The organism is Agrobacterium tumefaciens (genome assembly GCF_005221385.1).
Lineage (GTDB): Bacteria > Pseudomonadota > Alphaproteobacteria > Rhizobiales > Rhizobiaceae > Agrobacterium > Agrobacterium tomkonis.
On the sequence record NZ_CP039904.1, the window covers coordinates 736,703 to 760,441 of the forward strand.

The window sequence follows — 23,739 nt, forward strand, 5'->3', positions numbered from 1 at the left end:
TACGGCAATAAAATTTCCAAAATCTCACTCGTCGACCTGGACCCATCAAACCCGGATGCCACGGTTTCGCGGACCGCACCGTGCGACTAGAGCGTTGTCGCATTTCCGAACGGAAAACCGGGAGCCACTTCGCCTGGAAATGCTCCCTATTGCTTTTGAGGAAGAGCAGATGAAAGCGGCACGGTCTGGCCGCAAAACTCACTCGACGAAAACGCGTACGCTCGAAGCACGCCCATCGGCATCGATCACCGTGAGGGTGGAAAACCCTTGCCCCTCGGGTCGCCATTCGCTGTTGCGGCGATGGGAAGCGTCGGGCAGAGGCATGCCATTCGCGAGCCAGCGGAAGGGAGCACGCCCGCCTTGCAGCTTCAGCACCAGCGGTGAAATGCCCGACTGGCCGGAAAGCTCAACCCTTGCTCCTTCCGGCGGATAAACGATGCGCGGGGCGCTTTCGCGTCTCGAGGCCGAAAGCAAGCCGCTTGCCGTCGTGGTGAAACGCCGCTGGTTGGCGGGAAGGTTGGCAACGGTAACGCGTGCAACGCCGGAGGGCGCAGCAGGCATCGGCGTGATCGCCACACCGGATTTTGCGAAGGCCTCAAACAGGATCGGGGCCGCCGTCGCGTAGCCAGCAATACCCGGCACCGCGCCATTATCGGCCCGACCGACCCAGACGCCGATCACATGCCGCCCGTCATAACCCACTGACCAGGCATCGCGGTAGCCGTAGCTCGTGCCTGTCTTGTAAGCGATGCCGCGCTGTTTCATGCCGAGCGGCGGCAGCACGCCAGAGAGAATGTCCGAGACATTCCAGATTGCGGCATCGGAAAACAGCCGGTCGCCGACAAGGCGCTCAGGGACTGAGCGGACGCCGTCACCCAACCGCACGGGGTCACCGCTGCCGGCAAGCCCGGCATAAAGCTGCACCAGATCAACAAGCGAAATACCCGCACCGCCAAGCGCAATGGCAAGTCCGGGCGCCTCGTTTGACGGAAGCACCAGCCGGACGCCCGCTCGCCGGAACCGCACCATCAGCGCCGATGGGCTGACGGCATCGAGCAGTTTGACGGCAGGCACGTTGAGCGACAATTGCAGCGCCTGCCGGATACTGACATCGCCCTGATAATGCATATCGAAATTGCGAGGGCGATAACCGGAAAAGTCGGCCGGGCGATCCTCGATGATGGTTTCCTGCCCGACAAGACCGTCTTCGAAGGCAAGACCGTAAATGAACGGCTTGAGGGTGGAGCCCGGCGAACGCACGGCCCGGCTCATCTCCACGAAACCACGCCTTGCCGTATCGAGATAATCCGCCGAGCCGACCTCCGCGAGAATATCACCGGTCTGGGCGTCGGCCATGACGATGGCGACAGAGACCTTATCGCCAAGCTTCTCCGCAGCATGGCGCGCAACACCTTCCAGTTCCCGCTGGATCGGCAATTTGAGCGTCGAGCGCGCCTCGGCAGCATTTGGGAACTTCACCCGTGCGGCAACGGCCATATGCGGCGCATAGGCCGGCAGGTCGCGCCGGTTGGAAGGCACGTCCGCAAGTGCCGACCGTTCCGCCTCCCCCTCGCCCACCACGCGTTCCACGGCAAGCCGTTGCAGCACCCGCTCGCGCGCCTGCTTCGCCGCCTCCGGAAAACGGTCCGGACGACGTTTCTCCGGCAGTTGCGGCAGCGCCACCAGAAGCGCCGCCTCCGCGGTATCGAGCCGGCCCGGTTCCTTGCCGAACCAGGCGAGGCTTGCAGCCCTGACACCTTCGAGATTGCCGCCATAGGGCGCGATATTCAGATAGAGATCGAGGATGTCAGCCTTGCTGAGCCTCCTTTCGATCTGGAGCGCACGCATGGCCTGCAGCAATTTTGCCGAGAATGAGCGGTCGGCGCGCGGCTCGATCAGCCGCGCCACCTGCATGGAAAGAGTCGAAGCGCCGGAGACGATCCGGCCGTTGCTGGCCAGTTGCCAGGCGGAGCGCAAAAGCGCCCGTAGGTCGACCCCGTGGTGATCATAGAAACGTTGATCCTCATAAGCGACAAGCATGCGCAGGAACTGCGGATCAACCTCGGCAGCGGTGGTTTTCAGCCGCCAGCGGCCATCGGGTGTCGCAAAGGCGCGCAACAGCTTGCCGTCGCGATCCAGCACCTCGAAGGATCGTTGCCGCGCAGCATCCAGCGGCGGCGGATAGGCTTTGTCCAGCGCATCAAGACCGAAGGCCGCGCCGCCCATAAGCAACGCGGCCGTCACGATGCCGACAATGATCGCCTTGCGTCGCCTCATGGGGTTGCCGAGCGCACCTCCATGCGGCCGGTTGCCGTGCGGGCGGAAAATTGCGGCCGGTACATATCTTCCACCGAGGCTGCCGGATGGTCATAGGTGCCCGGGGTAACGGCACGAACGACATAGGCAAGCGCAATTTCCGAACTGTCGCCGGCCGAGCGGTCGAAGGCCGCCACGAAACGGTCATAGCGGAATTCGGTATGTGCCGCTTCCGTTTCCGGCAACCAGTCGAAATTCGAAAGCGCTGCCGAATTGACGAGGCTCGGATTGTCGATTTCGAAGCCGGAGGGCAACAGATCCGTCACCAGAATGCGTGATTGCCAGTTATTCTGCGGCACGACGTTCAGCACCACCACATAACGCTCGTTTTGCGTTACCTCGCTCGGGTTCACCTCCTCGCCATCCATGGAATAATAGGTGCGGGTGATGGTGAAACCCTCGCCGCCGGCGGCAAGCGGCTGCGCCGGTGGCGCCACCGTGGTGACAACAGCCGTGACAGGATCGGCCGAGGCATTGGCGATCTTCAGGGGAGCTGCCAGCAATTCATCGCCGCTCATCCGTTTGCCGAAACCGCCGGTCTGCAAATCACCGTTCACATCGAGACGGATATCCTTGTCCTCGCCTTTGACAGCGCGGGCGGCCAGCAGCATCCATGCCTGTTCCTGGGTGCTGGTATAGGGTTTCTTTTCCCATTCCTTCGCCACGGCTCCGGCAAGCTGCGGCACGACGGCCGGGACCGGCCGGCTTTCGGCCGCAAGCGCCAGCGTCGCAGCACCATCCCGCAGCGCAGAGCCGTAATCTGCCCGCGCGAAGCTGACATTGGTGGCGCGACTTGCCATATCGAGCGAAGCGCCGAACACGGCCTTGGAACGGGCCTGATCGCCATAAAGCGAAAGGGCGGCGGCAACCTGCGCCTTGGCGAGCGGCGTCGGGAAATCAGCAAGTGCCGTATCCGCGTAATAACGCAGATCGTTGATCGCCGCCTTGCGGTTGCGCGCCAGCACATAAAGCGAATAGGCGATCTCGTTACCGCGATCCTTGACGTTGCTGTCATAGGACAGGCCGTTCTGCAGATTGTTCAGCGCCTGCACCATGGCCGCTTCGGGAACATCGTAATTCTGCTCGCGCGCCCTTGTCAGGAAGTCGCTGATATAGGCATCGAGCCACAGATCGCCATAACCCGGCGACCAGAGGCCAAAACTGCCGGAACTCGACTGGAAGGACAGCACGCGGTAGATCGCCTCCTGCACCCGCTTGCGGGTATCCGGATCTTCGGTCAGGCCGGTATCCTTCGTCATTTCCGAGAGATAAAGCAGCGGCAAAGCGCGGCTCGTCGTCTGCTCGGCGCAGCCGTAAGGATATTTATCCAGCATCATCACCAGCGCCGGAATATCGAAGGCGGGCGAGCGCGTGACGTTGACGGCGACCGAAGAGCCGAGCAGCATGCTGTCGGCCAGAAGATCGCCGTTGATCGTCAGGCTGCTGTTCGGCGCAATCTTGATTTCGCGCCGCGTCGTCACCGGCAGAACGGCCGGGCGCACCGGAACATTCAGAACCTGCTCCAGCGAGATACCGGCGGCATTGGAGACCTTGATGGTGATCGCGCCTTTGCCGGGCTGTTCGCCGGTCAGGGGGACAGTCAGCGACGACTTTCCACCCTTTTGAAGCGCCAATGTCTGCGACATCTCGCCCTGATCGACCGTCAAGGCCGTGTTGCTGGTCACATCCAGCCGGTAATCGCCGGCCTCGCCATCAGTATTGGCGATATCGAGCCGCAATTGCGAGACATCGCCGGGAGCGAGGAATTTCGGTGCGCTGGCCGTGACCACGACCGGATCGCGGATGACGGCATCGGAGACCGCATGGCCAACACCCGTCTTCGTCCAGGCGACCGCCATGATGCGGGCCGTGCCGTTGAACTGCGGAATATCGAAACTGACAGTCGCCTTGCCGTCGTCGTCAAGCTCGACCGGACCGGCAAAGAACGCCACCAGCTTTTCGGTGGGCGGGCTGCCTTGAAGGGCTGCCCCTGCGCCATCACCACCGGTGCGCAGCCGGCCGGTGGCGCCCAGCGAACCGTCGATCAGGCGGCCATAGAGGTCGCGGATTTCCAGCCCCAGCCGGCGCTGGCCGAAATACCATTCATCCGGCTTCGGCGGCTCGTAACGCGTGAGGTTCAGAATGCCGACATCCACCGCCGCAACAATGGCATAGGCCTTTTCGCCGACACCAGCGCCCGCAACCGTGATCGGAATTTCAAGCGGCTGGCGCGGCAGCGTCTTCTGCGGCGCACCGAGGGTCACGGCAAGCTTGCGCTCGGCCGGGTCGACAGCAAGCCACTTGATGCCGATGGCCCGCATCGGCATGCGGCTTTCCTGCGCATCGCCGGGCCGGAACAGCGTGGCGGTGACGTAAGCGCCCGCACCCCATTCTTCCGTTACCGGAATGTCGATCTCGCCGCCATCCGCGCCGATCTCGGCATTCTGAACGGAAATCAGCTTTTCAGAGCCGGACGTGATCATCAGCTCGCCGGCAAAACGCGAGGAGACCTTGAGTTTGGCCGTATCGCCGATCTTGTAGCTTTGCTTGTCCAGCGCGATTTCCAGCGCATCCGGCGTTTCGGTCGAGCTTGCCTCAACGTAGAAACCGGCATCGAATTCAACGCTGGAAACAGGTGCACCATTGCCGGCACCCTCCACTTCCAGCCGGTAGCGGCCCCAGGTGACCGGCACGGAAATCTCGCTGCCATTGGCATCGACGGACAAGGTGCCGGCCTCTTGCTGCTTGGTATATTCCACCGGCTCGTAACGCCAGGAATTGCCCTGACGATACCATTGATAGTTCCGCTCAACCTTGATGAGCTTCCAGTTGAGGCCGCTCATCGCCTGTTTTACGCCATCGGCACCAACGCCGATGATATGGAAACGACCGACGGAATTCTGGGCGAGATCGCCGGAAAATTGCGGCTTGATGCCGATAACAGAAGCTTCCGCCTTGATAGGCAGCGTCAGCGAACGCTCCACGGCACGTCCACCCGCCTCTTGCATGCGCACGGTGATGTTGGCGGAAAGAAGCTGCGTGGTGGAGGGCAGATCGGTGAGATCAACATTGAAGCTCGCCTTGCCCTCTTCGTCCAGCACCGGCAGATCGGCAAGCGTCGTGCGGTTCTCCTCTTCGCTTTCCTCATCCGCCAGACCGAAGAAATAACCTTCGAAATCAGCGCTGGTGCGCGTTGGCTTGATGGCGACCTCACCTTCCAGCGTCAGGCCGGCGGCGGGGGCGCCATAGAGATAACGACCGTCGACATCGATTGCCGTTTCCGCGCCAGGGTCAATCTGCTTTGCCTTGCTCGAGAGGTCAAACTCGGTACGGTCAGGCACGAAATCATCGACCAAAAAACTCTTTTCGCTGATCGCAGGCGTTTTCGGATCGGTATGGATGCGCACTGTCCAGGTGCCGCGCATCGCATTTGCCTGCAACGGCAGATCGACCGCATGGCCGCCCAGCGCCTTGCCATCGCTGACGAAGCGCCGGTCCTCGACACCGTCAGGGCGCGAGAAGATGAAGGTAAGCGGCAGATCCTCGATTGCCTTGCCATCGACGTCGCGAGCAAGCGCTGCGGCATGCACGGTCTCGCCGGCGCGGTAGATGCCGCGTTCGGTCCAGCTGAACACATCGATCGCGCCGGGTGCTGCACGTCCCGTCACGCCGCGATCCGAAAGATCGAAGCCGGCACGGGTCATGTCGAGGAACACGTAGTCCTTGTCGCCGTTCCGTGCCGTCAAGATTGCGGGCGCCTGCGCAGCGGTGCCGCGCATCAGGCCAGCCGAGAACACCGCGCGGCCATCCGCATCCGTCTTCGCAGTGCCCAGCACCTCGTTATTCTTGGCGAGCAGCTGCAAATCCACATCTGCCAGCGGCTTCGCGCTGCCAAGTGCACGGACAAAGACATTCAGACCATCGGTTCCGGCATAGGTGGTGATGCCGGTATCCGACACCAGGAACCATTGCGTGGCGCGCGAATCCCAGGTTTCCGGTGCAGTGCCCGGCGGCACGGCGGTCAGTACATAGATGCCGGGCTTACGTTCCGGCAAAGCTTCATCCACCGGGAAACTCGTCACCACATCCTTGTTGAGATCCGGCTGGATATCGATCGCGCCCTGCCAGACGAGTTCGCCTATTTCGTTTTCGATACGGTCAGCGTTGTAACCGTCCATCTGCGTCAGAAACTGCGAATTGGAAAGAAGCGAGGTGATGTTGCGATCACCGACGCGATAGAGCTTCAGATCAGCCTTGTCGGCATTAACAGAGACGATCGGAATGCCGCGGCGCGCAGTCCCCGGCAGCACGAAATTCTCGCCCGTGAAGCGCACGGTCGCGGCGCGGTCACGCACGTAAATATCGAGATTGACCTGCTTTTCCAGAGGCTCTTCCACCGAGGACGGCAGGCCGGCGCGCAGCGCGATCTTGTAACGCTGGCCATGGGTCAGTCCTTCTACGCAGATCTCGCTGCCCTTCGCTTCGATGGCCTTGGGGGCTGCCCCATCGAGCGTGATGAAGGAGGAATAATCGACACCGTTCTTCACCAGCGGTTCGGAAAACTGCACGCAGGCGCGCGGGCTGACGCTATCCGTATCCACGGTATTGTTGATGACGCGGAAACCCTGGCGCGTGCGCAGGTCGGCATAGGCCGCCTTTGTCTGTGCATTGTCGGTGAGCGCAAGGCTCTCCTTATAGGCGTTGAGTGCTGCGCGATAATTCTGGGTTCTTTCGAAAGCCTTCGCCAGCCGGTTCAGGGCCTCGGTACGGGCGCTGACGGTGCCGCTCAGCTGATAGGCGTTGATGGCGGCAGACGCCGCCTGCCCGGCAATCGAATAATTATCGGTGACCTGCGCCGCCTTTTCCGACAATTCCGCCCAGAGCGCGCCGTCATCAGGCGTGATCGCAAGAGCCTGTTTATAGGTCGTGACCGCATCGGGAATATTGCCCGCAGCGACCTGCTGCCGCGCCGTCTGCACAAGGGCTTCCACGCCCTGTTCGTCACCGTCACTGGCAGCGAGGCCGGATTTCAGCCGGCGGGCTTCCTGCTGCAGGCTGTCCGTCACGAAGGAAAGGCGCTGCGGCGCGCCGATATCGGCTTCCGCAGCCACTTCCACGATCTTGCCGCCAACTGCGCCGGGGAAGGCGTTCAGCTGGTTGAAATCCGATTTGAGGAAACACCATTTCACCTTGGGATTGTAGGTGAAAGCCTTGCAGGCAGCGTCGCCGACGCAAATCTCGCCGCATTGTTCCAGCGAGACATTCTGCTCCGTCCGAAGATCGAAGCCGAAATAATCGCCGTTTTGCGTAGTTACCACTTTCCGCGAAGGTTCGGCCGCCGTAGCCGGGAGAAAAATCAGGGCGGTAGAGACCGCAACCAACGAAATCCGAACGAGCGCGCGCAACGACATCAGTATTCTCCCCGCAACAGACATGTCGGGCGGGACTCTGGTCAAATCCACGCATGGTTGTCAACGCATCTTCGTCAATTCACAACAGGAGGATGCGTGGAGGCCAGCAAAGGGGGAAGACTAGTCTTCTATTTTACGCGCTTCGGAAATCAGCATGATCGGTACGCCGTCGCGGATCGGGTAAGCGAGCCTTGCGCTTTCGGAGATCAGCTCGTTGTGGGTCCGGTCATAAGAAAGGCGTCCCTTGGTCAAAGGGCAGACCAGCAGCTCCAGGAGCTTCGGATCGACATTGCTCATCCTGTCGTCCATGGCGACAATCCTATTGCAGCACGGTGCCGCCCTCGCCCGACCCTTGGGCAAGAACGATCTCGGTGATGGCGATCAATGTTTCGGCCCGCGTCTTCAGGTCGGGTGCTTCAAGCAGCGCCTGTTTTTCGGCCGGACCGAAGGGAGACATCATCGAAAGGGAATTGACGAGGACACGATTGCCCGCCCTTTCCACGCTTTCCCAATCAGCCTCCAGCTGGTTTGCATCCAGAAACGCGCGGAATACCCTGAGCAGGTTTTCACGATCCACCGCCTCCTCGTTATATTCGCCGGAAAGATCGGCAATGAAGGGCGCATGACGGAAGCTGCGATAAGGCTTGTCGACCTCCACCTCTTCCAACAAGCGAAAACGGCAGACACCGGTGAGAGAGATGACGTAACGGCCATCCCCGGTTTCGGAAAAGGAAGTGATGCGGCCAAGACATCCGACCGCACTCAAAGGCCCGCCTTCAATCCCCGCCTCAATGACATGCAGGGCCGGCTGTACCATGCCGATGACACGGTGGCCAGCCAGGGCCATGTCGATCATGGCGAGATATCTCGGCTCGAAAATATTGAGCGGAAGATGGCCTTCCGGTAGCAGCAGGGCGCCCGGCAAGGGAAACACCGGTACGGTTTCCGGCAGATCGTCGTTCTTCACATATCTCGCATTTCCGACATGCATGGGATCAAGCCCCCTGTTCACCGCTGCCCGGCCGGCGGAATCAACCGCCGCGGCCGGGATATGCCCGCATTACGAAAACAATATTGCCGAAAGCTTCCGGCGGCCAGCGACGGTTGCCGGGTCCTTGAAGCCCCAGGCCTCGAAAAACTCCAGAAGCTGCCGGCGCGCGCCGTCATCATCAAAGGTCCGGTCCTTGCGCATGACATAAAGCAGATGGTCTGCCGCTTCATCGCGCCGCCCTTGAGCGTTCAGCACCTTGGCGAGCTTCACCCGCGCCTCGTGATGATCGGGATTGAGCGCCAGATCGCTTTCCAGCGCCACCGGATCGCCGATTTTTCGGGCTTCCTCATATTGCGCGATCTTTTTCAAAACGAGCTGAATGCCCGCATCTTCGTTGAGCTCCGCAGGTAGGGAGGAGAGCAGTTCGCTGGCCCGCTCATACTGACCGGCAGCGATCATGCATTCAGCGATACCGGCAATCGCCGCGGGGTTTTCCGGATCGGCCTGCATGACGGCGCCGAACAGCTGTGCCGCACCGTTAAAATCGCCATCCGTCAGAAGCTGTTTCGCCTCGGTCAGAGCCGCCTCGATTTCGGCTTTCGGATCACCCGCATCCGGGCCGGCAATCTTGTCGATGAACTGCTTGATCTGGCTTTCCGGTACCGCGCCCATGAAGCCGTCCACCGGCCGACCATCGGCAAAAGCGACGATGGCGGGAATGGACTGGATGCCGAGCTGGCCCGGAATCGAAGGGTGATCGTCAATGTTCAGCTTCACAAGCTTCACACGGCCATTCGCCTCGTTGATGACCTTTTCGAGCACCGGCGTCAGCTGCTTGCACGGGCCGCACCAGGGCGCCCAGAAATCCACCAGAACCGGCTGGCGGCGCGATTCCTCAAGAACATCCTTGGAGAAAGCAGCCGTCGTTGTGTCCTTGATGTGACCGGAGGCCGCACCATTCAGCTCGCCATTATGATGCGCGCTTGCAGACATCTGCCCGCCATAGGAACCGCCGTAAGGATTATTCGTGTCGCTCATGCCGGTCTCCCGCAATTTCTGTCGCATGTCTCAGTTGAAGCAAAGATCGTATCTCACTCACTGACTTTCAAGACAAGCGGCGCATGTCCGGTCGCCTCAAGAAAGCGGATGAGATCCTTCGACGCGATCGTCGTCGTCTGGTCGTTGGAAAGCGGATGGCCATTGACCAGTTCGTTTTCCAGAAGATCACTGTCGAGCACAAAGGTGACCTGCCTGCCAATGTCGTTGATCGCCCCGAATACTGTCACCGATCCCGGTACGACGCCCAGATATTCGAGCATTTTTTCCGGCCTGCCAAAGGACACGCGGCTTGCAGCACCTATCGTCTTGTGAACGCTTTTGAGATCGACGACCGCATTCTCTTCGACAGTCAGAACAAAATATTGATCCTTTTTGTCCTTCACGAAAAGGTTTTTCGTGTGGCCTCCGGGAATGAGATCGCGCAGCGACTGGGACTCAGCAACGGTAAACACCGGTTCGTGCTGTTTCGTGGTATGAGAAATGCCGAGCCCATCCAGAAACTGGAAAAGCTCCGTTGCCGTCCTGGGAGAATTCTCCGCCATATTCCGCCGCCCGCCCCTGCCGATTTCGATACCGTTGCACTCCTGATTAAGGTGGCAACCGGCGCTTGGCAACGCAGGAAAAACCGCAGAGATGAAAAACCGCCAATCATTTCCGTCGCTTGTCGCATTTTTCAAAGAAATTTTCGCGTTTTTGTCATTTCCCTGTTGCATTCCAAAATCGATTGAGCGATATAGCGCCCGTCGCCGCAACATGGTGACCCACGGTTCAGCGACTACCCCGGACCGGTGGATTTGAGCGGGTGTAGCTCAGGGGTAGAGCACAACCTTGCCAAGGTTGGGGTCGAGGGTTCAAATCCCTTCGCCCGCTCCAAATTTTCCGAAAAGCGGAATATTCACGGAATACTGAACTTCAGACCAGCGAATTATGCAGGGTTATGCGGTTTGCCGCTCAAGAGTTCGTCACCCTCCCCGTTAGAACAGGCGTGAAATTATCGGACGAATGGAACTTCCCCCGGAAATGGCCGTTTCAGATGCGAGGCTCCTAACCTCAGTTCCCCTCTGAATTGCCCGCCATGAGCGGGCATTTTTTTAGGGCAACTGTCGCCAAGAAATAAATCCGCCCGTCTGGAACACCGCCCGTATACGGGGCGTTCTCCTGTGTTTGATCAACACCGGGGGAACACCCATGTCCGCAATCTCGAAAACTCTTTTGATTGCAGCACTCGCTGCCGTGACGATGCCGGCCGCCTCCTTCGCCGCAGACATGATCCCGTATGGCCACGACCAGCCTCGGCGGCACAGAAACCATTATCAACCACGCACGGCTGAGAACACCTATTCGAATCGTATAGAAATGCGCTGCTCCGAGAACATCGTCTCCTATCAAGCGCCTTACCAGCGGCATACGGAGCTGGTCACGCTCTGCCATCCGCCACTAAATTGGCGAACGGAGCCGTCCACGGCAACAATATGGTCGCCATGATCTTGCCATAATTCATTCGATGTGCTTTTGTGCAGCCGCCCTTGTGGGAGGGGGTAGAGGTCGAGACCCGCTGGCTGCATTTTGGCAGCAGGCGGGTTTCCCTTTTTTTGGCGACCGCTATGGGCGATACGCCACAATATACCCTTTTCTGCCCTGGACAGACGACAAGAAACAGGCGCACAAGGCGCTGATTTAGTTTTGTGCTTTTGGATGAAAATGGTAGCGGGAGAGGGACTTGAACCCCCGACACGCGGATTATGATTCCGCTGCTCTAACCACCTGAGCTACCCCGCCACAGGGGAAACGTGACAGTCATGTGACCGGCCGTTCCTTCAGGATGAGCGGCTTATAAGGTGCCGCTCCCCAAAGTGTCAAGCGCAAGATGCGCAAAAAATTCGCTTTCCACCTCGCGGCAAAAAGCGAACCGTTTCAGGCCGCAACCGGCTTTTCCAGAAGCGCCTTCAGCGAAGCCTCGGCTTCCACCGAGCGTTCCGACCGTTCGATGAAACCGCCGCCGTAAACGCGGGCATCCGCGCCCGGCGCTGAATAGAGCACGCAGGCCTGGCCAGGGGCGACGCCCGCCTCGCCGGTCATCAAATCCACATAGATGCCGTTTTCGTCGGCATGCAGCACCGCTTCGGTTGGCGGACGCGTGGAGCGCACCTTGGCGAAGCAGGTAAAACCCTGCCCGGCATCATTTGCCAGCGCGTCATCGCCCAGCCAGTTCATATCACGAAGATAGACCCGGCGGGTTTCCAGCGCTTCGCGTGGGCCAACGATGACACGGCGACCACGCGCATCAAGATGTACGACGTAGAGCGGCTCTCCCGTCGCCACACCGATGCCCCGGCGCTGGCCGATCGTATAATGCACGATGCCATCGTGGCGGCCGAGCACACGGCCGTCCAGATGGACGATATCGCCGGCCAGAGCCGCATTCGGCTTCAGCTTGTTGATGATATCGGTATATTTGCCCTGCGGCACAAAACAGATGTCCTGGCTGTCGGCCTTTTTGGCCACAACAAGCCCCATATCTTCCGCCAGCGCCCGCGTTTCGGCCTTGGAAAGGCCGCCAAGCGGAAAGCGCAGGTAGTCGATCTGCTCCTGCGTGGTGGCAAACAGGAACCAGCTCTGGTCACGGTCGCTGTCGATCGGGCGATAGAGCGCCCGGCGTCCCGGCTGGCCGGAGACGGGGTTGGGGCGCGAGCGGATATAATGGCCAGTCGCCAGCGCATCGGCACCCAGCTCCTGCGCCGTGGCGAGCAGATCGGCAAATTTTACCGTCTGGTTGCAGGCGACGCAGGGGATCGGCGTTTCGCCCATCGCGTAGGCTTCGGCAAAGGGATTGATGACGGTTTCACGGAACCGCGCTTCGTAATCCAGCACATAGTGGGGAATGCCGAGCGTTTCGCAGACCCTGCGCGCATCGTCAATATCCTGCCCCGCGCAACAGGAGCCGGCGCGGTGCACGGCCGCACCATGATCATAAAGCTGGAGGGTAATGCCGAGGACATCATAGCCCTCGCGCTTGAGGATACCGGCCACCACTGAAGAATCGACGCCACCGGACATGGCGACAACGATCCGGGTATCTTCCGGCCTCTTGTCAAAATCGAGCGTATTCACGTTTTTTCCCATCGTCAGTCATAACGGGGGTAAAGGCCCCGCCGCCTGTCGGTCATCCGCCACGTGAGCATCCGCCGAAAATCGGACTGTTCTGGCTCACTACCCTGCGGATTTAAGGGCTGCATATAGAAAGGAATGGCCGCGCACGCAAGTACGGGGCGGAAAACCGCCCCGTAAAGCCGTCAGATTCAGGCATTGAGGGTCTGTCAGGCGCCAGCGGTCTTCTGGCCACTGCTGCCGATCCACTTGTCGCGTTCCCTCCACAGGGCCGGCAAGGCCAGCAAGCCTATGGCCGTGAAGGCGATCAGCGTCTTGCTGACCTGCGACAGTTCCGCCGTGCGGCCATCCAGATAATAGACGCCATAGACGATGGCCACGTGCCAGACATAGACCTGCAGCGAATGGCGGCCGAGCAATTGCAGGAACTTCAGAGACAGCACCCAGATCACGCCCTCGGCAATGGAGCGCACAAGCGGACGATGGTGTTTCGGGCCAGCGATCACCAGCCAGGTCAGGCCGACGCCCACGGCGAGGAAGTTGATGAGATAGACCGGGCCGAAATCGGCGCGGATTTCCATGGTGGAAAATTTGCCCATCATGAATTCCGGCATCAGACCCCAGGCCGTGGCGATGCGCAGCGGCAGGAAGAACAGGCAGATCAGAAGTGCAGCCTTAGGCAGCCATGTGTGCTGCGGCGAGAAGATCGCCTTCCACGGAATGCGGTTCTGCGCCGTCATCGCGCCCATCACCAGCGCCGAATAGAATACCAGCTGCCAGCCGAGCAGGTTGAAGCTGACGCGGATGCCCTGCTCGTCCGCACCCTTGACGAGTTCGTTGAGCGGCGTTGTCACGATCTGCTGAAGACCGAGCTGACCGGCCATCCAGACCAGCAGGGAGCCGGCCATCACATAGGCCCACTTGCCGTCGAGGCAGAGCTTCACCAGCACCGGCGCAAACAGCATGTAGACGATGTATTGGGGCAGGATATCCATGAAGGTCGGCTGGAACAGGAATGTCGCAATCGCTGCCAGACGCAGCGGATCGTCGAAGGTCGTCATACCAAGCCAGTTATACCAGATATAGGGCGCATGCGGGATGACCATGCGGAAGAACAGCACGGCGATGACCAGACCCATGGCGTAACGATAAAGCTCCATCGCCCGGTTCCAGATCATCTGTTTACCGGCGTCATAGCCATACTTCATCATCTTTCGGGCATAGACCATGCCGATCAGCAGACCGGACAGAAACACGAAGCCCTGCGCGTCTTCCACGAAGGCAAACTGACGGTGGTTGATTTCCACCAGCCAGAATCCGCCTGCAAACACCAAGTGGTTGATCAGCATGAAGACGAGGAAATAACCACGCATCCCGTCGATCAGGTCAAAGCGTTTCATCTCGATAGCTCTCCGTTCTCGCGGGCCGTGCATTGCCCGGCCACCCAGCCCGGCTTGCGGGAGGCTGGCCGGGAATTGGATTGTCAACGCTGTTTTGCGCCTGAGGTTCCCTTTCCAAAGCGGTTTAGAACCGGCACGAAAAGTCACATTGACGTGTATGTCCCGTGGTTAAGACGCGGGGACTGAATGCCGGATGAATGAAAAAAGGCCATTCCGTGGAAGCGCTGAGCCATGCGCAGACAAGATGCCTTGGCAGGGAGTACGCAAACCCTTGCATGGCAGGGCGAAAGGCCAAATCGGAATTTGTGGGTGCGGCAGATATCACCCGTTAGATTTATCAGCCGTTTTTTTGCCCTGTCCCGCATCCGCCTGTGCCGGGCCGTAACCCGAATCAACACCAAAATCGGAGACATCGCGGGATTCTGGCAAACGAAAGCCCGGAGGTTGGTAAACCTCCGGGCCGCTCAGTTTAAAAAAGAAACTCGCTATCGCCTCAGGCGGCAGCCTGAATGGCGGCGACCTGCCAGTTGTCGTTGCCGCCACGGCGCACGAAGGTCCACATTTCCACCGCTTCGGAAGGCTTATTCTCGTCACCCTCGATAACTTTGCCCGAGGTGCGATCGCGCATGATGTCGATGGCGGAGTAGCGCATGGCCACCGTCGCGTAATCCTGCCCCTCTTCATGCCAGGCTTCGGCGACATCACCCTGCAACAGCGTCACGTCGCGGACGTCGTTTTTCACACCGCTCGTGGCATTGTCGCTCAGTTCCTCGGCGAGATAGGACATGGCTTCCGGGGTCGTCAGCTTGCGCAACGTGCCGTAATCCTCTGCAGCATAGGCCGACTGGACGTCTTCCAGCATTTTCTGGAAGGTTTCGAGGTCGCCCTGGGTGATGCCGATTTCATCGCCTTCCGAAATGGCGTTGGCGTGCGCCACCGGCTTGGCCGTTGCGGCAGTTGCCGCGGCCGCGCCGCCCGCAGCACCGGCAAGCGCGCCGATCTTCGGGATTTTGAACGAGGATGCGGAAGGACCTGCCTGCGAGCCACCATTAAAGGAGGAACCGGAATGATCCGTGCGCTGCGAGCCGCCGGCTGCACCATAAGCGGGCTGGCCCTGACGGCGCGATGCGAAGAAACGCATGGCGAGCATCACCAGACCACCGATAAGCAGTACCTGCATCAGCATGCCGAAGAAACCGGCCATGCCGCCAAAACCGCCGCCCATCAACATGCCAAACAGACCGCCCATCAACAGGCCGCCCATAAGACCACCCATCATGCCGCCAAACAGGCCACGGCTCTGCTGCGGGGCCGCCTGCGCACCGGGGCGCGCCGGCTGGGCAGCACTCGGCGCCGCCTGGTTGGTATTGGGGGTCATGCTGCGATTAATCGGCGCGGTCTGGCCCGGCGCGGTACTGGTCGAAGGTGGTGCTGAATATGTCCGCGTACCACGGCTGCCGAAACCACCGCCGGCACGGCGTGCCTCGGCCATATCAACCGCCACGAAAGACACCGCGATACCAAGTGCGGCGACTGCGAACAAACCCTTGAAGCGCCGAAAGGCAGCAAACATCACTATCTCCTGTTGGCCGCCCTCCCATGAGCGGCATGTCAGCAGGCGATATAGCAACTCATGATCATCATTTTTAGACCACCCGGCTTAAATTTTTCGTGATATGCAACCGACACGCGAGACGGGTGCATATTGCCGTGAAATCGATGGTCGGAAAAACGAAAAACCCGGCACAGGGTCTCCCCTGAACCGGGCCTTATTGTCCCCTTGGGAGGAACGATGGGTATCAGTCGACGTTGAAAGTCAGCGGCTTGACCTGGCGGATGGCCGGGTTGGCGCGCAGCTTGTCCAGCACGGTTTCGGAAACCGGACCATCGACATAAAGCAGCGCGATGGCGTCGCCGGCTTCCTTTTCACGACCAAGCTGGAAGTTGGCGATGTTGACGCCAGCTTCACCAAGCGTGGTGCCCATGAAGCCGATCATGCCGGGAACGTCGGTATTGGTGATGTAGATCATGTGCGAACCGACATCGGCATCCATGTTGATGTTCTTGATCTGGATGAAGCGTGGCTTGCCATCCGAGAACACCGTGCCGGCGACCGAGCGGATCTGGTTTTCCGTCTTGACCGTCAGCTTGATGTAACCGTCATAAACGCCGGTCTTGTCGCGCTTGACCTCGGAGAGGATGATGCCCTTTTCCTTGATCATGACAGGTGCCGAAACCATGTTCACATCGGCAACCTGGCTGCGGATCAGGCCGGCCAGCAACGCACTGGTCAATGCCTTGGTGTTCATGTTGGCGGTTGCACCATCATAAAGTATTTCGATTTCCTTGGTGGCGCTTTCCTGCACCTGACCGACGAAGGAACCGAGAACATCCGCCAGACGGATGAAGGGCTTCAGGCGCGGTGCTTCTTCAGCCGTGATCGACGGCATGTTGATGGCGTTGGAAACCGCACCCTTGACGAGGTAATCCGACATCTGCTCGGCAACCTGAAGAGCGACGTTTTCCTGCGCTTCCGTGGTGGATGCGCCAAGATGCGGGGTGCAGACGACGTTCGGCAGGCCAAAAAGCGGGCTTTCGGTGGCGGGTTCAACTTCGAACACGTCGAAACCGGCGCCGGCGACATGGCCGGACTTGATGGCTTCGGCAAGCGCCGCTTCATCCACCAGACCGCCACGGGCGCAGTTGACGATACGAACGCCCTTCTTGGTCTTGGCAAGGTTCTCTGCATTGAGGATGCCGCGCGTCTTGTCGGTCATCGGCACGTGCAGGGTGATGAAATCGGCCTGGGCCAGCAGTTCGTCCAGTTCAACCTTGGTTACGCCCATTTCCTGCGCACGCTCCGGTGACAGGAAGGGGTCATAGGCGAGAACATGCATCTTCAAGCCCAGCGCACGCGAGCAGACGATGGAGCCGATATTGCCGGCGCCGATGACGCCGAGCGTCTTGCCGGTGATTTCGACACCCATGAATTTCGACTTTTCCCACTTGCCGGCCTGCGTGGAGCTGTCTGCGGCCGGAAGCTGGCGGGCGACGGCGAACATCAGCGCAATCGCATGTTCCGCAGTGGTGATGGAGTTGCCGAAAGGCGTGTTCATGACGATGATACCGCGGCGCGAGGCTGCCGGAATATCGACATTGTCGACGCCGATGCCGGCGCGGCCGATGACCTTGAGGTTGGTCGCCGCCTCGATCAGCTTTTCGGTTGCCTTGGTGGCGGAACGGATGGCCAGACCATCGTAATTGCCGATGATTTCGGCAAGCTTGTCCTTGTCCTTACCGAGCTTCGGCTGGAAATCGACTTCGACGCCACGATCACGGAAAATCTGGACGGCGGTTTCCGACAGTTCGTCGGATACGAGTACGCGAGGTGCCATGGTTCACGGGCTCCTTGAAAAACGGTGCAGTTTTGAAAGCGGGGAATGTGCGGCCCTGCATCAGCGCAGGGCCGGTATCAAAATCAGGCGGCAGCCTTGGAAAGTGCTGCCTTCTGCGTCTGGTAGGCCCAGGCGAGCCAGGGCATGACGGCTTCCATATCCGCCATCTCGATGGTTGCGCCGGCCCAGATACGCAGACCGGACGGGGCGTCACGGTAAGCGCCGATATCGAGGGCGACATTTTCCTTCTCGAGCAGGGCAACGACGCCCTTGGCGAAATCGGCCTGTGCGGCCGCGTCCAGCGCCTGTACTTCGGGATCGACGATCTTCAGGCAGACGGAGGTGTTGGAACGGGTTTCCGGCTTGACGGCCAGATTAGCGATCCAGCTATTCTTCTCGATGAAGTCGTAGATAACCTTGGCATTGGCATCGGCACGGCCGATCAGCGCCTTGAGGCCACCGAGGTTCTTCGCCCACAGCAGCGCGTCGATATAGTCCTCAACGCAAAGCATGGACGGGGTGTTGATGGTTTCGCCGGTGAAGATGCCTTCGATCAACTTGCCGCCGGAGACCATGCGGAAGATTTTCGGCAGCGGCCATGCCGGCGAGTAGCTCAGCAGGCGCTCGACAGCGCGGGGCGAAAGAATGATGACGCCATGGCCGCCCTCGCCGCCCAGAACCTTCTGCCAGGAGAAGGTGACGACGTCGAGTTTCGTAAAGTCCATGTCCTGTGCGAAGGCTGCCGAGGTGGCGTCGCAAATGGTCAGGCCCTTGCGGTCGGCCGGAATGAAATCGGCATTGGGAACACGAACGCCGGAGGTGGTGCCATTCCAGGTGAAAACCACGTCACGGTCGAAATCGACTTCAGCAAGGTTCGGCAACAGGCCATAATCGGCCTCGAACTTGCGCACGTCCTTCAGCTTCAGCTGCTTGACGACGTCTGTGACCCAGCCGGCGCCGAAGCTTTCCCAGGCGACCATATCGACGCCACGTTCACCGAGCAGCGACCAGAGCGCCATTTCAACAGCGCCGGTGTCGGATGCAGGAACGATGCCGATGCGATAATCGGCGGGAACATCAAGAATTTCACGGGTGAGATCGATGGCCTGCTTCAGCTTGGCTTTGCCAACCTTGGCGCGATGCGAGCGACCGAGCGGTGCATCGGAGAGAGCATCTAACGACCAACCGGGACGCTTCGAGCAGGGACCAGAAGAAAAATGTGCATTGCCCGGACGGAGGTCCGGCTTCACGATATCTGTCATTTGACTACCCTTTCAGATAGGCGCCTCTCGTTAGGGAGAGGTGTCCTGCCGCCGTTGCTATTCCTGTCGCCGATCTCAGTCAAGCGGAATATGTCGCTGCGCAGAAGAATTTTGGTCCATATGCGTCATGCGCCAAGCCGCTAAAACAAAACCGCCTGCACCCAAGGAGGATGCAGGCGGCTTGAAGCTATCAGTCTGGCGTGACGTTTATTTGTAAACGGCAGGCTGCAGCGGAATATCGGCAGGCGGCATATATTGCGCCGTATCGCAACCGTTGAAGACATAACGGCCACCGACGCGCACTTCATGCGAATAAAGGCCCTTGTCACGGCCCGGACCGCCGCCATTCTCGTAAGCGAACATATCGCCCTTGTTGATGTGGCGGAAACGATAGCCGATATCAGCCTTCAGGTTACAGGTGACGTCGATCGAAGCACCTGCCATCAGGGCATAAGCGAAGCGCCACTTGCCCTTGCCGCCGTGCTCGGTGGTCGGGTCGCAGCCCAGGCCATTGACGCTGCATGATGTGTTGCGCAGCTTGTCCCACTTGACGTAGGAGCCACCGATACCGCCGCCGACATAAGGCGTGACACGGCCATAAGTGCCGAGATCGACATAGGCGTTGGCCATCAGCGTGTAGGCCCTCAGCGAGCTGAGATCAGCCGAAACACAGCGACCCGGAACAGAGCCGCAGAAACCGCTCGTGGAGCCGCGGAAATCCGATTTGCCCATATAGTCGAAGGTCACGTCACTGCGGAAATAGTTGTTGAACTGATAACCGACACCGGCGCCGACGACATAACTGTCCTTGATTGTCGCTGTGTCGAAATCGGCGAGATAACCACCCGGTCCGCCCTGATAATAATTGGCGCCGCGCAGCTTGTTGAAGGAATAACCGACGTCGCCGCGCAGATACCAGCCGCTGGACTGCGTGATCTGAACTTCCGGCGCCTCGACATAGGCGGGCGCTGGTTCGGCTTGGTAAAGGTCGGCGCCGACGGCGCTTGTGCCGGTCAGCAGAACGGCCAGAAATCCGGCCAGGGCGTTTTTCATGACTTCCACTCCAGAATAGGCACGTGCGTTGCGGCAGCTGCCAGTGAACTGTTCAGTCACGGAGAGTGGCGTAAAATGGTTAAGTCCCGATTAACCACGATCATTCACTATATTTATTAGCAAACACGCAAAGAAAAAGCCGGCTTGAAGGCCGGCTTTTGTCTTTCGTTACTGTCGCGATAACTCAGGCGGCCGAACGGGCGCTGGAGATGACGCCGACCAGATCGTTGACGATCTTTTCGACTTTTGCGCTATCGTCGCCCTCCGCCATGACGCGGATCAGCGGCTCGGTGCCGGAAGGACGGATGACGAGGCGGCCATTATTGGCCAGCGCGCTTTCCGCATCGGCAATCGCCTGCAGCACGACCGGATTTTCCAGCGGCTTGCCGCCGGAAATGCGCACATTTTTCAAGAGCTGCGGCACGGGTTCAAACTTCCGGCAGACTTCACTGACCGTGCGGCCGGAACGCTTGACCTTGGCGAGAACCTGCAATGCCGCGACAAGGCCATCACCGGTCGTGCCGTAATCCGACAATACGATATGGCCGGACTGCTCACCGCCGACGTTGAAATTGTGGTTGCGCATGTGCTCGACCACATAACGGTCGCCGACCTTGGTGCGGGCAAGAGTGAGGCCCTTGTCGCCGAGGAACCGCTCCAGGCCGAGGTTGGACATCACGGTTGCGACAATGCCGCCGCCGCGCAGCGTGTTATCGTCGGCCCAGCTATCGGCGATGACGGCCATCAGCTGGTCGCCATCAACGATCTCGCCGCGCTCATCGACGATGATGACACGGTCCGCATCGCCATCGAGCGCGATGCCGATATCGGCCCGCACCTCATGCACCTTCTTCTGCAGGGCTTCCGGATGGGTGGAGCCGCATTCGAGGTTGATATTGATGCCATTCGGTTCGTTGCCGATGGTGACGACCTCTGCGCCGAGTTCCCAGAGTGCCGCCGGGGCCACCTTGTAAGCCGCGCCATTGGCGCAGTCGATGGCGATCCGCAGGCCGCTCAGCGTCACATCACGCGGCAAGGTGCGTTTGACGAATTCGATATAGCGGTAAATATCGCCATCCACGCGCTTGGCGCGGCCGATCTCGCTGGGCTTCGCCAGCTGCGCGTATATATCCTTGTCGAGAAGATCTTCGATCTCCAGTTCCAGCTCGTCGGAAAGCTTGTATCCGTCAGGTCCGAAAAGCTTGATGCCATTATCGGAGAACGGGTTATGTGAGGCCGAGATCATCACGCCGATATCGGCGCGCAGCGAGCGGGTGAGCATGGCGACGGCCGGCGTCGGAATAGGCCCGAGCAGGAAGACATCAAGGCCGGCAGCGGTAAAACCGGCAACCAGCGCATTCTCCAGCATATAGCCCGAAAGCCGGGTATCCTTGCCGATCACGACGCGATGGCGATGATGGCCACGCCGGAAGATCGTGCCGACGGCAATGCCCACACGCATCGCCAGATCCGGCGTCATGGGGAAGACGTTCGATTGTCCGCGGATACCATCGGTTCCGAAATAACGGCGTGCCATTTGAACTCCAAATCTTTTCAAGCATTCCGGCACAGGGTGAAACAGCCGGAAGCGTTTTTTGGCTAGATGCCACAAACCACGATAAACAGCACGTAAATTACCGCAAAAATGGCTTATATCTTGTTACCAAACTGAAAAGGCCACCCGGAAAACCGGATGGCCTTTTACAATAGCTTGCCTTGGTACCGGCAATCAGTGCGGCTGCGGCTCCATGCCGCCTTCGGCCTCGCCGTCGCCCTTGGCTTCGCCGTCACCCTTCACTTCACTGGGCCCGTCCTTCTTGGCGCCGGCCTTCGGCACCGCCGAACCACGGCTGCCCGGGGAATCGTCACCCAGATCGCGCGCGGGCTTCTCGCCCCTCAGCAATGCCTTGATCTCGTCGCCCGTCAGGGTCTCATATTCGAGAAGGCCCTCGGCAATTGCCACAAAGCCATCGTGGTTGTCCGTGAGGATACGCCGTGCCTCGGTATAGGCCTCGTCGATCAGGCGGCGAACTTCGGTGTCGATGGTCTGCGCCGTCGCCTCGGAGACGTTCTTCGACTGAGAGACGGAATGGCCAAGGAACACTTCCTGCTGGTTTTCACCATAGGCCACCTGGCCGAGAGCGTCGGAGAAGCCCCATTGTGTCACCATCGCGCGGGCAAGCTTGGTGGCCTGCTCGATATCCGAAGATGCGCCTGACGTGATGTTTTCCTTGCCGAAGGTCAGTTCCTCGGCAACACGGCCACCCATCATGATGACGAGGCGCGACACCATCCATTTGTAGCTCATGGAGTAGCGATCGCCTTCCGGCAGCTGCATGACCATGCCGAGCGCACGGCCGCGCGGGATGATCGTTGCCTTGTGCAACGGATCGGCCACGGCAACCTTCAGCGCAGTAATCGCATGACCGGCCTCATGATAGGCGGTCAACTTCTTTTCGGCCTCGGTCATGGCGGAAGAGCGGCGTTCCGCACCCATCATGATCTTGTCCTTGGCGTCCTCGAATTCCTGCATGGTGACCACGCGCTTGTTGCGGCGGGCGGCCATCAAGGCGGCTTCGTTGACGAGATTCATCAGATCCGCGCCCGAAAAACCGGGTGTGCCACGGGCCAGAACCTTGAGATCGACATTCGGCGCCAGAGGTACGTTGCGGATATGCACCTTGAGGATGCGCTCGCGGCCAACAATATCCGGGTTCGGCACAACGACCTGACGGTCGAAACGGCCGGGACGCAGAAGTGCGGGGTCAAGAACATCAGGACGGTTGGTGGCGGCGATGAGGATGATGCCTTCATTCGCCTCAAAACCGTCCATCTCGACCAGCAGCTGGTTCAGCGTCTGTTCGCGTTCGTCGTTACCGCCGCCAAGACCGGCGCCACGATGGCGGCCGACGGCGTCGATTTCGTCGATGAAGATGATGCAGGGTGCATTCTTCTTGGCTTGCTCGAACATGTCACGCACGCGGCTTGCGCCGACGCCGACGAACATTTCCACGAAGTCCGAACCGGAAATGGTGAAGAACGGCACATTGGCTTCGCCAGCAACGGAGCGCGCCAGAAGCGTCTTACCCGTACCGGGCGGGCCGACCAGCAGCACGCCGCGCGGGATCTTGCCGCCGAGGCGCTGGAACTTCTGCGGGTCGCGCAGGAATTCAACGATTTCCTCAAGGTCCTGCTTGGCTTCGTCCACGCCTGCAACATCGTCGAACGTCACACGGCCATGGGCTTCTGTCAGCAACTTCGCCTTGGACTTGCCAAAGCCCATCGCGCCGCGCGAGCCGCCCTGCATCTGCCGCATGAAGAACAGCCAGACGCCGAGGATGAGGAACATCGGCAGAAGCGTGCCGAGATAGCTCAGAAAGCCGGAGGAGCCGTCGCTTTCAGGACGCGCCACGATGGTGACGTTCTTGCTCTGCAAGCGCTCCATCAGGCTGTCGTCGATGACGGGGGAATAGGTTTGAAAGGCCGTGCCATTTTCGGTATAGGTTCCGAGAACCCGGTTACCGGTGACAGTCACGTCGCGAACTCGCCCGGAATCCACGTCGCGAAGAAACTGGGAATACGGAATTTCCCGCGAACCCGTTTGCGTCGGCGACGTCTGGAACATGCTGAACAACGCGATCAGCAAGAGGGCGATCACGGCCCACAAGGCGAAATTTCTGAAATTTGGGTTCATCGAACTCCCCGAACTCACACGGACATATCTGCTGCCCGCTATTATGTGCC

The 23,739-nt window shown here is 59.8% G+C and carries 14 protein-coding genes and 2 tRNA genes; 1 reads left to right on the forward strand and 15 read right to left on the reverse strand.

The window, feature by feature from the left end; genetic code table 11:
- Positions 1–198 precede the first annotated feature (198 nt).
- The 6 genes from pbpC to CFBP6623_RS18635 form a co-directional block, all read right to left on the reverse strand.
- Positions 199–2,277, reverse strand: a complete 2,079-nt coding sequence (gene pbpC, locus CFBP6623_RS18610) for a penicillin-binding protein 1C (RefSeq protein ID WP_046799881.1) — start codon at positions 2,275–2,277, stop codon at positions 199–201.
- Positions 2,274–7,727 (reverse strand): alpha-2-macroglobulin family protein, encoded by a 5,454-nt coding sequence (locus tag CFBP6623_RS18615; protein WP_046799882.1) that lies wholly within the window; start codon positions 7,725–7,727, stop codon positions 2,274–2,276. The genes pbpC and CFBP6623_RS18615 overlap by 4 nt, the downstream gene beginning before the upstream one ends.
- Before the next feature lie 120 nt (positions 7,728–7,847).
- Entirely contained in the window at positions 7,848–8,036 is a 189-nt protein-coding gene (locus CFBP6623_RS18620; RefSeq protein WP_006310303.1) for a Trm112 family protein, read from the reverse strand.
- 10 nt (positions 8,037–8,046) lie between these two features.
- Positions 8,047–8,718 (reverse strand): LON peptidase substrate-binding domain-containing protein, encoded by a 672-nt coding sequence (locus tag CFBP6623_RS18625; protein WP_046799883.1) that lies wholly within the window; start codon positions 8,716–8,718, stop codon positions 8,047–8,049.
- Positions 8,719–8,787: 69 nt separating this feature from the next.
- The gene (trxA, locus tag CFBP6623_RS18630; RefSeq protein WP_046799884.1) at positions 8,788–9,756 is read right to left on the reverse strand and encodes a thioredoxin; all 969 of its coding nucleotides are present in this window, start codon (positions 9,754–9,756) and stop codon (positions 8,788–8,790) included.
- 53 nt (positions 9,757–9,809) lie between these two features.
- Positions 9,810–10,319, reverse strand: coding sequence for a prolyl-tRNA synthetase associated domain-containing protein (locus CFBP6623_RS18635; RefSeq protein ID WP_046800031.1), 510 nt, complete (start codon positions 10,317–10,319; stop codon positions 9,810–9,812).
- 256 nt (positions 10,320–10,575) lie between these two features.
- Between CFBP6623_RS18635 and CFBP6623_RS18640 the strand changes: the two genes are divergently transcribed.
- Positions 10,576–10,650 (forward strand) — tRNA-Gly (locus CFBP6623_RS18640).
- 829 nt (positions 10,651–11,479) lie between these two features.
- Here CFBP6623_RS18640 and CFBP6623_RS18645 read toward each other — a convergent pair.
- From CFBP6623_RS18645 to ftsH, 9 genes are all read right to left on the reverse strand, one after another.
- A tRNA-Met gene (locus CFBP6623_RS18645) sits at positions 11,480–11,556 on the reverse strand.
- Positions 11,557–11,691: 135 nt separating this feature from the next.
- Entirely contained in the window at positions 11,692–12,888 is a 1,197-nt protein-coding gene (mnmA, locus tag CFBP6623_RS18650; protein WP_046799885.1) for a tRNA 2-thiouridine(34) synthase MnmA, read from the reverse strand.
- Between the two features lie 206 nt (positions 12,889–13,094).
- On the reverse strand, positions 13,095–14,285 hold the full coding sequence (locus tag CFBP6623_RS18655; RefSeq protein ID WP_035222261.1) for an OpgC family protein: 1,191 nt from the start codon (positions 14,283–14,285) through the stop codon (positions 13,095–13,097).
- 493 nt (positions 14,286–14,778) lie between these two features.
- On the reverse strand, positions 14,779–15,858 hold the full coding sequence (locus CFBP6623_RS18660) for a Tim44 domain-containing protein (RefSeq protein ID WP_046799886.1): 1,080 nt from the start codon (positions 15,856–15,858) through the stop codon (positions 14,779–14,781).
- 226 nt (positions 15,859–16,084) lie between these two features.
- On the reverse strand, positions 16,085–17,680 hold the full coding sequence (gene serA / locus CFBP6623_RS18665) for a phosphoglycerate dehydrogenase (protein ID WP_046799887.1): 1,596 nt from the start codon (positions 17,678–17,680) through the stop codon (positions 16,085–16,087).
- An 83-nt stretch (positions 17,681–17,763) separates the two neighbouring features.
- The gene (locus CFBP6623_RS18670) at positions 17,764–18,942 is read right to left on the reverse strand and encodes a phosphoserine transaminase (protein WP_046799888.1); all 1,179 of its coding nucleotides are present in this window, start codon (positions 18,940–18,942) and stop codon (positions 17,764–17,766) included.
- A gap of 207 nt (positions 18,943–19,149) precedes the next feature.
- Positions 19,150–19,995, reverse strand: coding sequence for an outer membrane protein (locus CFBP6623_RS18675; RefSeq protein WP_046799889.1), 846 nt, complete (start codon positions 19,993–19,995; stop codon positions 19,150–19,152).
- 184 nt (positions 19,996–20,179) lie between these two features.
- On the reverse strand, positions 20,180–21,532 hold the full coding sequence (glmM, locus tag CFBP6623_RS18680) for a phosphoglucosamine mutase (protein WP_046799890.1): 1,353 nt from the start codon (positions 21,530–21,532) through the stop codon (positions 20,180–20,182).
- A gap of 192 nt (positions 21,533–21,724) precedes the next feature.
- Positions 21,725–23,689 (reverse strand): ATP-dependent zinc metalloprotease FtsH, encoded by a 1,965-nt coding sequence (gene ftsH, locus CFBP6623_RS18685; RefSeq protein ID WP_046799891.1) that lies wholly within the window; start codon positions 23,687–23,689, stop codon positions 21,725–21,727.
- Positions 23,690–23,739: the final 50 nt, after the last annotated feature.

Excerpts from the sequence above, each read along its gene's own strand:
- pbpC (WP_046799881.1), bottom strand. The coding sequence starts at position 2,277 with ATGAGGCGACGCAAGGCGATCATTGTCGGCATCGTGACGGCCGCGTTG.
- CFBP6623_RS18615 (WP_046799882.1), bottom strand. The coding sequence starts at position 7,727 with ATGTCGTTGCGCGCGCTCGTTCGGATTTCGTTGGTTGCGGTCTCTACC.
- CFBP6623_RS18620 (WP_006310303.1), bottom strand. The coding sequence starts at position 8,036 with ATGGACGACAGGATGAGCAATGTCGATCCGAAGCTCCTGGAGCTGCTG.
- CFBP6623_RS18625 (WP_046799883.1), bottom strand. The coding sequence starts at position 8,718 with ATGCATGTCGGAAATGCGAGATATGTGAAGAACGACGATCTGCCGGAA.
- trxA (WP_046799884.1), bottom strand. The coding sequence starts at position 9,756 with ATGAGCGACACGAATAATCCTTACGGCGGTTCCTATGGCGGGCAGATG.
- CFBP6623_RS18635 (WP_046800031.1), bottom strand. The coding sequence starts at position 10,319 with ATGGCGGAGAATTCTCCCAGGACGGCAACGGAGCTTTTCCAGTTTCTG.
- CFBP6623_RS18655 (WP_035222261.1), bottom strand. The coding sequence starts at position 14,285 with ATGAAACGCTTTGACCTGATCGACGGGATGCGTGGTTATTTCCTCGTC.
- CFBP6623_RS18660 (WP_046799886.1), bottom strand. The coding sequence starts at position 15,858 with ATGTTTGCTGCCTTTCGGCGCTTCAAGGGTTTGTTCGCAGTCGCCGCA.
- serA (WP_046799887.1), bottom strand. The coding sequence starts at position 17,680 with ATGGCACCTCGCGTACTCGTATCCGACGAACTGTCGGAAACCGCCGTC.
- CFBP6623_RS18670 (WP_046799888.1), bottom strand. The coding sequence starts at position 18,942 with ATGACAGATATCGTGAAGCCGGACCTCCGTCCGGGCAATGCACATTTT.
- CFBP6623_RS18675 (WP_046799889.1), bottom strand. The coding sequence starts at position 19,995 with ATGAAAAACGCCCTGGCCGGATTTCTGGCCGTTCTGCTGACCGGCACA.
- glmM (WP_046799890.1), bottom strand. The coding sequence starts at position 21,532 with ATGGCACGCCGTTATTTCGGAACCGATGGTATCCGCGGACAATCGAAC.
- ftsH (WP_046799891.1), bottom strand. The coding sequence starts at position 23,689 with ATGAACCCAAATTTCAGAAATTTCGCCTTGTGGGCCGTGATCGCCCTC.